General features: G+C 64.7%; 10 protein-coding genes. 8 read left to right on the forward strand and 2 right to left on the reverse strand.

From position 1 onward, the window contains the following. Positions 1–111 precede the first annotated feature (111 nt). The gene (locus tag HU748_RS23725) at positions 112–1,509 is read left to right on the forward strand and encodes a cytosine permease (RefSeq protein WP_186664349.1); all 1,398 of its coding nucleotides are present in this window, start codon (positions 112–114) and stop codon (positions 1,507–1,509) included. A gap of 58 nt (positions 1,510–1,567) precedes the next feature. On the opposite strand, the gene HU748_RS23730 is transcribed toward HU748_RS23725, so the two are convergent. Further along, positions 1,568–2,335 (reverse strand): class II aldolase/adducin family protein, encoded by a 768-nt coding sequence (locus HU748_RS23730; RefSeq protein WP_272979759.1) that lies wholly within the window; start codon positions 2,333–2,335, stop codon positions 1,568–1,570. Between the two features lie 144 nt (positions 2,336–2,479). Between HU748_RS23730 and HU748_RS23735 the strand changes: the two genes are divergently transcribed. From HU748_RS23735 to HU748_RS23760, 6 genes are all read left to right on the forward strand, one after another. Next, on the forward strand, positions 2,480–4,432 hold the full coding sequence (locus HU748_RS23735; protein ID WP_186722179.1) for an FAD-dependent oxidoreductase: 1,953 nt from the start codon (positions 2,480–2,482) through the stop codon (positions 4,430–4,432). Between the two features lie 42 nt (positions 4,433–4,474). Continuing rightward, positions 4,475–5,077 carry a cupin domain-containing protein gene (locus tag HU748_RS23740; RefSeq protein WP_186722181.1) on the forward strand — a complete coding sequence of 201 codons (603 nt, stop codon included), beginning with the start codon at positions 4,475–4,477 and terminating at the stop codon, positions 5,075–5,077. Positions 5,078–5,161: 84 nt separating this feature from the next. Next, positions 5,162–6,469, forward strand: a complete 1,308-nt coding sequence (locus tag HU748_RS23745; protein ID WP_186722183.1) for a phosphate ABC transporter substrate-binding/OmpA family protein — start codon at positions 5,162–5,164, stop codon at positions 6,467–6,469. A 73-nt stretch (positions 6,470–6,542) separates the two neighbouring features. Next, complete coding sequence (locus HU748_RS23750; protein ID WP_186722185.1) at positions 6,543–7,406, forward strand: LysR substrate-binding domain-containing protein; 864 nt, start codon at positions 6,543–6,545, stop codon at positions 7,404–7,406. A gap of 117 nt (positions 7,407–7,523) precedes the next feature. After that, a complete protein-coding gene (locus tag HU748_RS23755) occupies positions 7,524–8,441 on the forward strand; it encodes an AEC family transporter (protein ID WP_186664339.1) in 918 nt (305 codons plus the stop codon). Between the two features lie 47 nt (positions 8,442–8,488). After that, complete coding sequence (locus HU748_RS23760) at positions 8,489–9,100, forward strand: cell wall hydrolase (protein WP_186722188.1); 612 nt, start codon at positions 8,489–8,491, stop codon at positions 9,098–9,100. Positions 9,101–9,115: 15 nt separating this feature from the next. Here the strand turns inward: HU748_RS23760 and HU748_RS23765 are convergent, their stop codons facing one another. After that, positions 9,116–11,284 (reverse strand): TonB-dependent siderophore receptor, encoded by a 2,169-nt coding sequence (locus HU748_RS23765; protein WP_186722190.1) that lies wholly within the window; start codon positions 11,282–11,284, stop codon positions 9,116–9,118. Positions 11,285–11,540: 256 nt separating this feature from the next. Between HU748_RS23765 and HU748_RS23770 the strand changes: the two genes are divergently transcribed. Beyond that, the gene (locus HU748_RS23770) at positions 11,541–12,401 is read left to right on the forward strand and encodes a CAP domain-containing protein (RefSeq protein WP_186722192.1); all 861 of its coding nucleotides are present in this window, start codon (positions 11,541–11,543) and stop codon (positions 12,399–12,401) included. The last annotated feature ends 160 nt before the right edge of the window (positions 12,402–12,561 follow it).

Here is a 12,561-nt window from a genome sequence, read left to right on the forward strand (position 1 = left end):
AAAGTCGATGCCAGCGCATTGACCATCTTGTATATACATGATGATATAAGAGCAGAGTCATCCCTCAGGATGCCCTCCCCGCCCTACAACAACAAACCAGCGGAGCACCACATGTCCAGCAAGCCCGTGATCGAGCGGCGCTCGATCGACTACATTCCCGAAGCTGAACGCCACGGACGCGTGTACAGCCAGTTCACCCTGTGGCTGGGAGCCAATCTGCAGATCACCGCCATCGTGACCGGCGCCCTCGCCGTCGTGCTTGGCGGTGATGTGTTCTGGTCGCTGATCGGCCTGCTGCTGGGCCAAGTGATTGGCGGAGCGGTCATGGCCTTGCACGCCGCCCAGGGGCCGCGACTGGGGCTGCCGCAGATGATCTCCAGCCGCGTGCAGTTCGGCGTCTATGGCGCGGCCATCCCGATGGTGCTGGTGTGCTTGATGTACCTGGGGTTCACTGCCACCGGCACAGTGCTGTCGGGCCAGGCTATCGGCCAGTTGCTCAGTGTCAGCGACAGTGCCGGTATCCTGATCTTCGCTGGCGTGATCGTGCTGGCCACCCTCGCCGGCTACCGCGTGATCCACTGGATCGGCCGTGTCGCCAGCGTGCTGGGGATCATTGCGTTCGTCTATCTGTTCAGCCGTATCCTGATGCTCGCCGATATCGGCCAACTGCTCGACAACCGCCACTTCAGCTGGGCCTCGTTCCTGTTGGCGGTGTCGCTGGCCGCCTCGTGGCAGATCGCCTTCGGCCCCTACGTCGCCGATTATTCACGCTACCTGCCCAGCAACACGTCGCCGCTCAAGACCTTCCTCGCCGCCGGCCTGGGCTCGGTGATCGGCGCCCAGGCATCGATGATCCTCGGCGTGTTCGCCGCAGCGATTGCCGGCGGTCAGTTTTCGGGGCGTGAAGTGGCCTACATCGTCGGCCTGGGTGGCGCCGGCACCACCGCGGCGCTGCTGTACTTCGCCATCGCCTTCGGCAAGGTGACCATCTCAACCCTGAACAGCTACGGCAGCTTCATGTGCATCGCCACGATCATCAGCGGTTTTCGCGGCAGCCTGCAGATCAGTCGCTTGCAGCGCTTGTTGTTCGTGCTCGGCATCGTGGGGGCTGCGACGCTGGTGGCCCTGCTCGGTCAGCATTCGTTCCTGAGTGCGTTCAAGTCGTTCATCCTGTTCCTGCTGACCTTCTTCGTGCCCTGGAGCGCGGTCAACCTGGTGGACTACTACTTCATTACCCGCGAGCGTTACGACATCCCTGCCCTGGCCGATCCCGACGGGCGCTATGGCCGCTGGAACTGGCCCGGCATCATCGTCTACAGCATCGGCGTGCTGATCCAGATGCCCTTCATTGACACCAAGCTGTACACCGGGCCCATGGTTGCGCACCTGGGCGGTGTCGATGTGTCGTGGCTGATCGGGTTGGTGGTACCCAGCGTGCTGTATTACTGGGTTGCCCGGGGCAAGGCCAGGCAAGCGCCGGCGCAGTTGATCGAACCCCAGGCACATTGACCGACGACACCGGTCTTTTGCAGAAGCGGCCTTTCGCTACAAAAAGCCGCTTCTGCCGTCAGTCCCGATAATCCGGCGCCACTTTCTCCAGCAAGCGCAACAGCGCACCCCAGGCCAGCCCCATGGCATCCGGGTCCGCCAGCTCACCGGGCTTGAGCGGCCTCGCCGGAGCATTGAACTGCTGCTCGGTATGCGCGCAGACCTCGGGCGATGGCAGCACCACCTTCCCGGCACTCTGCGCCGCCAACTGGATCTCGCAGGCCTTCTCCAGGTAGAACATGCGCAGAAACGCCTCGCCGGCCGTGCGCCCCACCGTCAGCAGCCCATGATTGCGCAGGATCATCACCGGCTTGTCCCCGAGGTCGGCGACCAGTCGCTGCTGCTCGTCCATGTCCAGGGCGACACCCTCATAGTCGTGGTAAGCGACCTTGCCGTAGAACTCCATGGAGATCTGGTTGACCGGCAGCAGCCCGCACTCGAGCGCCGCCACCGCGCACCCGGCACGGGTGTGGGTGTGCAACACGCACTGGGCATCCTCGCGTGCGCCGTGGATGGCGCTGTGGATGACGAAGCCAGCCGGATTGACCGGGTACGGCGACGCCTCCACGGCACGCCCTTGCAGGTCGATTTTCACCAGGTTGGACGCGGTGATTTCCTCGAACAGCAGGCCATAGGGGTTGATCAGAAAATGATGCTCGGGGCCGGGCACGCGCACCGAGATGTGGGTGAAGATCAGGTCCGTCATGCGGAAATGCGCAATCAGCCGATAACAGGCGGCCAGTTCCTCACGCAGGGTACGTTCGCTGGGGTGCATGGTGTCATCCAGGGTTGTTCTTGTGGGGACGAGCTTATCCCAGTACGAGGGGATGAGCCGAACGCTAGTCCTGCCAAAGTAAAAAAACAAGTTGATTTTTTACTTAAGGTACACTTCCATGAAAAAAAACAAGAACGCACGCTGGAGCTCGTACGCATGTCGACTGCCTTCGCTCACCTGTTCGAACCCTTGCAGATCCGTGGCAAACGCCTGAAGAACCGCATCATGTCCAGTGGTCACGACACCTGCCTGCCCACCGACAACCTGGTCAACGACAAGCTCGTCGCCTATCAGCGCGCCCGCGCCGAGGGCGGCGCCGGCCTGATCGTGCTGCAGGTCGCCGGGGTTCACGACAGCGCGCGCTACACCTCGCATGTGCTGATGGCCACCGACGATGCCTGCATCGACGGTTACCGACGTATCGCCCAGGCCTGCCACGCACACGGCACCGTGGTGCTGTCGCAGCTGTTCCATCCCGGCCGGGAGATCATGGAATCGGCCGATGGCCTGCTGGCAGTGGCCTACTCGGCCTCGGCGGTGCCCAACGAGCGCTTTCGCGTGATGCCGCGCGCCCTGGAGCAGCCCATGATCGACGAAATCGTCCAGGGCTACGCCAGTGCAGCCCGGCGCCTGCACCAGGCCGGGCTGGACGGCGTTGAAGTGGTGGCCAGCCACGGTTACCTGCCCGCGCAGTTTCTCAATCCACGTGTCAACCGTCGTACCGATGGCTACAACGGCGACCTCGAAGCACGCCTGCGTTTTCTGCGCGAAGTGCTGGCAGCGGTGCGTGCAGCCACTGACGAACAGTTCATCGTCGGCCTGCGCATCAGTGCCGACGAGCGTGACAGCGAAGGCTTGAGCGAAGACGAATCACTGGCGGCCGCCATCGCGGTGCAGAATCAGGTCGATTACCTGCACATCGTCGCCGGCACCTCGGCGACCCTGGGTGGCGCGGTGCATATCGTCCCACCGATGGCCATCGAACCGGCCTACCTGGCCCGCGAAGCCGGCAGTTTCAAGGCGCGCCTGGACATCCCGCTGTTCGTCACTGGCCGTATCAACCAGCCGCAGGAAGCCGAACTGATTCTCGCCCGTGGCCAGGCCGATGTGTGCGGCATGACCCGTGCGCTGATCTGCGACCCGCAGATGCCGACCAAGACCGAACAAGGCCGTGTCGAAGACGTGCGCGCCTGCATCGCCTGCAACCAGGCCTGCATCGGCCACTTCCATCGGGGCCTGCCGATCTCCTGTATCCAGCACCCGGAAACCGGTCGTGAACTGCAGTACGGCACCGTCACACCTGCCTCCCGGCGCAAGCGTATCCTGGTGGCTGGCGGTGGTCCGGCAGGCATGAAGGCGGCCATCGTCGCCGCCGCCCGAGGCAATGAAGTGACGCTGTACGAAGCGGGCCCGCAGCTCGGCGGCCAGGTGCTGCTGGCGCAACTGCTGCCACGGCGCAGCGAGTTCGGCGGCGCCAGCACCAACTTGCAGCGCGAACTGGCACTGGCAGGGGTGCAGGTGGTACGCAATACCCGTGTAGACCGCGCGCTGGTCGAGCGCGAACGGCCAGACCTGGTGATCGCGGCCACCGGTGCCACCCCCTACTGGCCTGCATTTGAGCGCAGCGGCGAGCTGCAGGTGGTGGATGCCTGGCAGGTGCTGCGCAACGAGCACGCCCTGGGGCGCTCGGTGCTGGTGCTGGACTGGCGCTGCGACTGGATCGCCCCAGGCATCGCCGAACGCCTGGTGCGCGAAGGTCATCAGGTGCAACTGGCTGTCAATGGCACTCACTGCGGCGAAAGCCTGCCGCTCTACGTGCGTGACCAGATGGCCGGCGAACTGCACCGCCTGGGTATCCCCATCACCCCCTACGCCCGCCTCTATGGCACCGACGACAACACCGTGTACTTGCAGCACACCGCCAGTGGCGAACCCATGATCTTCGAACAGATCGACACCCTGGTGCTGTGCCTCGGTCACCAGCCTGTCGACACCCTGGCCCAGGAACTGGCCGGGCTGGTCGAAGTACGGCGCATCGGCGATTGCCTGGCTCCACGAACCGCTGAAGAGGCAATCCATGACGGCCTGGCGGTTGCCTGGTCGCTCTGAGGCTGGTCATACTCCCGGTTTTTACCGATGGACCGACCCTCGATGAGCCAGCGCCCCCTCGTCCCGCAACTCGCCGAAGGCGGTGCCGCCGCGCCGCAGTTCCTCGGCACCCGCATCCGCGGCCTGCGCAAGCGCCGCGGCATGACCCTGGCGGAACTGGCCCGCCTCAGCGAGTTGACCGCTGGCTACATCAGCCAGCTGGAACGCAACCTGTCGTACCCCTCGATCCCGGCGCTGTTCAACATCGCCCGCAGCCTGGGGGTGACCATCCAGTGGTTCTTCGCCAGCGAAGCCAGCACCGCGCCCGAGGACCAGGGCTTCGTGGTGCGCAGGCAAAGCCGTCTGAGCGTGCATTACGAAGATGGCGTGGTCGACCAGTTGCTCACCCCGCAGCCCAACCGCCAGCTGGAGATGCTGCATTCGCGCTTCCCGCCGGGCGCCTACAGCCAGGAGAGCTACAGCCACGAAGGCGAGGAAGCCGGGTATGTGTTGTCAGGGCGTTTCGAGCTGTGGGTGGGAAAGCGCCACTTCCTGCTCGATGAAGGCGACAGCTTCAGTTTTCCCAGCCAGGAGCCGCACCGCTATGGCAACCCTGGCGAGGTGGACACGGTGGTCATCTGGGTGATCACGCCGCCCACCTTCTGACCGCTGGCCTGCGCCTGACCGTCATTTTTCATTCACACCGCTGTCGTAATCTGCCGGACATATCTGTGCCTCAAGGATCCCGGCATGCCCCGCCCGCTCGCTCTTCTGCTCTGCCTGCTGCCCCTGCTGGCTCAGGCGGAGCCAGCCACACTGCGTATCCAGGGCTCCAACACCATCGGCGCGGCGCTGGGCCCTGCGCTGGTGCGTGGGCTGCTGCAAAGCCAAGGTGCGCAAGACATCCGCAGCGAGCGCGGGAAACAGCCCAACGAGACTGATATCCGTGCCCGCGACGCCCAGGGTCAGCCATTGCTGATCACGATCGCCGCCCATGGTTCCAGCACCGGCTTCAGTGCCCTGGACAGTGGCGAAGCCGACCTTGCCGCCGCCTCGCGCCCGATTTCCGACCAGGAAGTGCTGCGACTGCAGCGCCTGGGCGACCTGCGCAGCGCGGCCAGCGAGCAGGTGATCGGCCTGGACGGCGTTGCGGTCATGGTGCACCCCGACAACCGCCTGCAGCAGTTGAGTACCGCGCAACTGGCCCAGGTCTTCTCCGGCCAGATCCAACGCTGGGAACAACTCGGTGTAGCGGGCGGCCCCATTCACCTGTACGCCCGTGACGATCGCTCCGGCACCTTCGAAACCTTTCGCGCGCTGGTACTGCAACCACGGGCACTGGAGCTCTCGCCACGGGCCGAACGCTTCGAATCCGGCGATGCCTTGGCCGAACGGGTCAAGGCCGATCCCGCGGCCATCGGTTTCAGCAGCCTGACCACAGTGCATGGCGCCAAGCTGCTGGCCATCGCCGAAGGCGATGCACCGGCCCTGTTGCCAACCGCCGCAGGCGTGGCCAGCGAAGACTATCCGCTGTCGCGGCGGTTGTTCTTCTACCTGCCGGCCCAAGCGACCGACCAGGCCAGGGCGCTGGCCGAATTCACCCAGGGCCCTGCCGGGCAGGCCATTGTCGCCGCTCAGGGTTTCGTCTCGCAGCAGGTCAAGGCATTGCCGGTCGCGGTGCAGGCCGAGATGCCCGCGCAATACCGTGCCCTGGCTGCGGAGGCCCGGCGCCTGAGCGTCAACTTCCGCTTCCAGGAGGGCAGCGCCAGCCTCGACAACAAGGCCCTGCGCGATGTGCAGCGGGTCAGCGACTATCTGCGCCAGGTCGGCAAGCTGCATGACAAAACGGTACTGGTGGGCTTTAGCGACCCCAAGGAAACGCCCGGCCGCGCCGCCCTGCTCTCGCGCCTGCGGGCCATGGCCGTGCGCCGTGAACTGGCGCGCAGCGGCGTGGAGATCCGGGATGTCACCGGCATGGGTGATGAACTGCCGGTAGCCGACAACGACCTGGAACAGGGGCGCCTGCGCAATCGCCGGGTGGAGGTGTGGGTCTACTGACCTGCCTGGCGCTTGCCCCGAGAGGCGCGATACGCGTACCGTGCCGGGCATTCCCGTGCAGGAGAACCGTCGCGTGTCCCTCAAAGCCCTGCGTACCCTGGTCACCATCGCCCGCCACGGCACCTTCGCCCGCGCCGCCGACCTGCTGAGCCTGACCCCTTCGGCGGTAAGCCTGCACATCAAGACACTCGAAGACGAACTGCAAGTGCCGCTGTTCGACCGCAGCCGTCGCCAGGTGATACTCACCGAAGCCGGGCAACTGGCCGTAGCGCGCGCCGAAAGCATTCTCGCCGCCTACGACGAGCTGGCCGATACCCTGGCCAGCGGCCCGAGCCTGCGTGGACGCCTGCGTATCGGTGCGATCCATACCGTGCTCGCCCGGCGCCTGCCGAAGGCGCTGGTGTGGATCAAGGCGCACCATCCGCAACTGCACATCAGCGTGGTCTCGGGCATGTCCGCGGAACTTGCGCGGCGGATCGAGGACGGTGAGCTGGACGCCGCCATTACCACCGAACCGGTCAGCCCCTACCCGCAGAGCCTGCAGTTCAGCCCGCTGTTCTCCGACCGTTTCTGGGCCGTCGCCAGCCCAGACCTGGCCGGGCAAAGCCTGGCGCAACTGCTCGCCAACCAGCCGTTCCTGCGCTTCGACAAACGCGCCTGGGCCGGTCGGCAGATCGAACAGGAACTGCGCCGTCAGCATTTGCAGGTCAGCGAGCAGATGGAGCTGGACAGCCAGGAAGCCCTTGCACGCATGGCTGCAATGGGCCTCGGGGTGGCGATCATCCCGATGAGCGACGACGACCTGCAACGGCTGCCGCCCGCCACGGTGCTGCCTTTTGGCGAGCCGCAACTGAGCCGCCACGTGGTGTTGCTGGAACATGAAAAGAGCCAGCGCCGTCACCTGAGCGCGGTACTCAAGACCGCCCTGGGCAGTTGATCAGGCAACTGCTTACGACCATGCAGTTTTTCTCAACGGTGAATGCAGAAAACAACGTTTTTTTCTGCTGACTCACCTCGCTAACCTGTGCCGGTACCCGACCACGGAACCGCGACCATGCTGCCTCTGCTCCTCACCACCCTGGTGCCAATCATCCTGCTGATCGCCCTGGGCACTCTGTTGCGGGTGCGCGGTTTTCTCGCGGAGGGTTTCTGGCCCGGCGCCGAGCGCCTGAGCTACTACGTGCTGCTGCCCTCACTGTTCCTGCATGGCCTGGCCACCGCCAACCTGGATGGAGTACCGGTGTTGGGCATGGTTGGGGTGCTGATGCTCTCGACCCTCGCGGGCGCGCTGCTGCTGGTGCTCTACCAGGGCGCGGCAGCCCACGATGGTGCTGATTTCACCTCGGTGTTCCAGGGTGGCATACGCTTCAACAACTACATTGGCGCGACCCTGGCGGCGGGCATCTACGGCAGCGCCGGCATCGCCCTGGCGGCCGTGGCCAACGCGGCGATCGTGCCGCTGGTCAATCTGCTTTGCGTACTGGTATTCGCCCGTTTCAGTGCTCGCCACAGCTCACCACTGACCGTGCTGCGGGCGATCTTCGCCAATCCGTTGATCGTAGGTTGCGCGGGTGGCCTGCTGCTGCGGGTCACCGGGCTTGGCCTGCCGGCGGGGCTGGAGCCGACGGTCAAGGCCCTTGGCCAGGCCGCCCTGCCCCTCGGCTTGCTGTGCGTCGGAGCGGCATTGGGCGGCGCGCGGATGGGCCAGCAGGTCAAGCCCCTGGTGGCCGCCTCGGCGTTCAAGTTCCTGGTCATGCCACTGACCACCTTCGGCCTGTGTCGCCTGCTCGGTCTCAGCGGCCAGGCCGCCGTGGTGGCCGTGCTGTTCCAGGCGCTGCCCACCGCATCATCGTCCTACGTCATGGCCCGGCAGATGGGGGGCAATGCGCCGCTGATGGCGACCATCATCGCCTTGCAGACCGTCGCCGCAGCCGTCACCCTGCCATTGATGCTGAGCCTCACGCTAAGTTGAAACCACTGGCTAGAATGTAATCAGCTCACTGACGCGGAAGCCCGATCATGCGCCACCCGTGGATGGTCATCAGCCTGTTCCTGGCCCTGCCCGCAGGCCCGTTGCATGCCGCCGACAGCGCCAAGGCCGCAGTCGCTGAAGACAAGGCCCAGGCGCTGGAACAGAAAGTGGTAAACGACTCCCCGCCACCCAAGGCGCCGGAGAAGATCACCCCCACCGAGGTGCAGGCCGTGGATCCGGCCGGGCAAGCGCCGCTGGACGACAGCATCACCTGCCTTGCCCGCACCCTCTACTGGGAGGCCAAGGGCGCTGACGAGCAAGACATGAGCGCAGTGGCCAGTGTAGTGCTCAACCGCCTGGGCAAGGACGGCTTCCCCGACACCATCTGCGGCGTGGTCAAGCAAGGCGTCGAGAGCAAGAGCTGCCAGTTCTCCTGGTGGTGTGACGGGCGCCCTGACCAGGTCGAGGAAAAGGAGCGCTACGAGGTCGCCAAGGAAATCGCGCGCAAGGCATTGAACCAGCAGCTGGAGGACAGCACCGCGGGGGCGCTGTACTTCCATGATCGCTCTGTGCGGCCAGATTGGGCCAAGGCCTATCGGCGCACAGCGCAGACCACGCATTTCATCTTCTACAAGCCCAACCAGGCACTGGCGCGATAGCGAGGCGACGGGCCATCAGAAATCGATGGTCCCGGAGAACTTGACCAGCCGTGGGTCGCCCTGGGTCAGGTAACCGCCGTTGGCCGAGGCCCAATAGTTCTTGTCGGTCAGGTTTTCCACGTTCATGCGCAAGGTGATGTCTTTTTCCTGCACCTTGAAGCGATAGCGCGCGCCCACGTCGAAGCGGTTCCAGGTCGGCAGGCTAAGGGTGTTGGCCGGGTTGGCGTACTGCCCGCCGGTGCGCAGCATGCGTGCATTGAGCGCCACGCCGTCGAGCCCAGGCACGTCCCAATCGACGCTGGCATTGAGCTGGAAGGTCGGGACCCCCACCGCTTTGTTGCCATCGTTGGTGCCGTTCTGGGTGTTCTTCAGCTCCGTGTCCATGCGCGTGCCACCGGCCATCAGGCGCAGGCCCGGCACCGGCTCGCCAAATACGCTGAGCTCGATCCCCTTGTTGACCTGCTCGCCTTCCTGCACATAGAGGTTGCCCTGCACATAGCCATCGGTGGGCCGCTCGATACGGAACACCGCCAGGTTGGCACCGTAGGTCTGGCGGTCGAACTTGATGCCCGCCTCGATCTGCTTGGTCTTGGCCGGTGGGAACACCTCACCGACGTTGACCACCTGGCCCGACGCCGTGGCGCCCTGGGCCAGGCCCTGGATGCTGTTGGCGTACAACGAGACCGACGGGTTGAGCTTGTAGACGATGCCATACACCGGTGTGGTGACCGCTTCGTCGTAGAACGCAGTGCGCCCGGCGTCCACACCCGTGCCGCGGTAGGCATAGCCTTCGACACGCAGTTGCTGGCGGCGTACGCCAGCGGTGAGCAGCAGCGTGTCGTCGAACAGCCCCACGGTATCGGACAGCGCCAGGCTGCGGTTGCGGGTCTTGCCGGTCACACCTGGGTCGTCGAGCATGCCGCCGACCAGCGTAGGCGTTGTCGGTTTGGGCAGTGGGCTGGTGTTGTAGATATTCGTGTTCTGCGAACTGTAGAAGACGTAGGCGTTTTCCTGCTGGGTCCAGATGCTCGCGGCGCCGAGATTCAACTGGTGGCTCACCGGGCCCGTCTGGAAGCGGCCATTGATCCCGGCCATCAGGCTGGTGTTGTCTTCGTTGTGCGGGATCTGCGAACCACCGATGGTCGCGGCGCCCGTGGCAGCGTTGGTGAGGACCGGCGTGCCATAGAAACCGTTCTCGCGGGTGTGCTTGACGCCCCCGCTGATGTAGCCGCTCCAGTTCTCGTTGAAGTCGTAGTCGCCGCGCAGCATGCCGAAGGTATCCTCGGTCTCGGTCCACGACCAATCCTGGCCGTAGTTGTGATCGGCGCTCGGAGCACGCGGGATGCTGGTCACCGCCGAGCCCAGGCGCACCGAGTTGCGCAGGTGATTGACGCGCTGCTTCTGGTAACCGATGTCGGCCGACAGGCGCAGTTGGTCACCACGATAGTCCAGGCCTGCAACGAACAGCTTGCTGCGTTGGTCCTGGTCGTCCACGGCGGTTTCGCCTTCACGCTGGGACAGGTTCAGGCGCGCGCCGAAACGGTTGTCTTCACCGAAACGCTGGCCGATGTCCAGGTGCTCGCCGATGCGCCCATCGCTGCTGATGTCCTGGGTATAACGACGAGTCGGCGTGTCGCCGGCGCGCTTGGGCTGCAGGTTGACGTTGCCACCAAGGCCGGTGCCAGTGGGGCTGGCGCCGTTGAGGAACGCATTGGGGCCCTTGAACAGCTCGACCCGCTCTACCGCGTCGGTGGAGATCATCTGCCGTGGCAGCACGCCGTACAGGCCATTGAACGAGACGTCGTCGCCGCTCAACGGCAGGCCGCGGATCACGAAGACCTGGGACTGGTTGCCAAAGCCGAACGACTGGCGCACCGAGGGGTCATTGAGCAGCACATCTCCAATATCCTCGGCCTGTTGATCCTCGATCAACTGCGAGGTGTAGCTGGTCATGGTGAACGGCACGTCCATCATGTCCTGGTTGCCCAGCACGCCCATCTGCCCGCCACGGGCCAGCTGCCCACCTGCGAAGGCCTCCGGCAACTGGGTGCGAGGCGCCTTGACGGCATCGGCGTTGATCGCGGTGGCGTCGAGCTCCAGCGGCGGATCAGCGGCATGGGCGGCTACGCCAAGGGAACAGCAGAGGGCGAGCAGGGTCGGACGAAAAGGACAGGAACGTGCCATGAAAGGCTCCCGATAAAGTGAATGGAGCGCCTTCCTGGCATGCGTGATTGCGATTGAGTCGTGTTTATAATAGATATTGCGAATTATTTCCAACCAATTGCACTTTTTCGCCCTTCGCCGGTCTACTGCCTCTTTTGCCGCAACAATCGGTTGTCGGTGGTTTACTGCAACGCACAAGACGAGGCCAAAAGCCTGCAGCTTGTGTAGGATGGGCAGCGCCAACACGAGGTCGCTGCCAGTCATAGGGAGATTCTTGATGCGCGTCCTGTCATCTGTTGCCTGCCTTGGCGCCCTGACACTCGGCCTGGTCATTTCCACCAGTGCCCTGGCGATCAGCGGCGACGAAGCGCAACTGATCGAGTCGATCAATGCCTACCGCAGCCAGGCCCAGCGCTGCGGCGACGCAGGTTCGCTGGAGTTGCCGCCGCTCAATAGCGACACCCGCCTGGCGCTGTCGCCGGAAGGCACCCGCGACCTGCAGCAGGCCATGACCCGTGCCGCCTACCCCATGGTCAATGTCCAGGCCATCAGCTTGTCCGGGCCACGGGATGCCAAGGCGGCGATGAGCGCCATCGAAGAAAGCTTCTGCCAGGTGGTGCTCGACCCGCAGTTCGTGGATATCGGTGTCAGCCAGGAAGGCCGCGACTGGCGCATCGTGCTGGCACGCCCGCTGCTCAGCGGGCGCCTCGGCGACTGGCAAGCCGAAGGCCAGAAACTGCTGCAGGAGGTCAACGCCGCGCGCAAGATACCGCGCCAATGCGGTGGGCAGCCTTTCGCAGCAGCAGCGGCCCTGAGTTGGAATACCACGCTGGCCGGTGTCGCCGCCAACCACACCCGGGCGATGGCCAACCAGAACTTCTTCGACCACATCGACCGCGACGGCCGCACGCCGGGTGATCGGGCCGAGCTTGCCGGCTATCTGTATCAGCAGATCGGCGAAAACATCGCTGCCGGCCGCGATACGCCACGCAAGGTGGTCGATGGCTGGCTGGCCAGCCCTGGCCACTGCGCAACGCTGATGAACCCGGATTACCGCGAATTGGGCGCAGCCTATGCCGTAGATCCCAAGAGCGATGCGGGGATCTACTGGACGGCATTGTTCGGGTCGCCGCAGTAAGGCGGATGCATGGGGCCGCTGCGCGCCCCATCGCGGGTCAAGTCGGAGCGCCGAACCGCCGCTCCTGCAGATAAGATCAAGGGTGCCTCGTCCCGCCATCAGACTGGTCAAATGGCGCGCAGCGTCTTTACTTAACGCTACGACCCTCAGGAACGGTGCA

Source organism: Pseudomonas sp. RW3S2, assembly GCF_014268955.1.
Lineage (GTDB): Bacteria > Pseudomonadota > Gammaproteobacteria > Pseudomonadales > Pseudomonadaceae > Aquipseudomonas > Aquipseudomonas wayambapalatensis.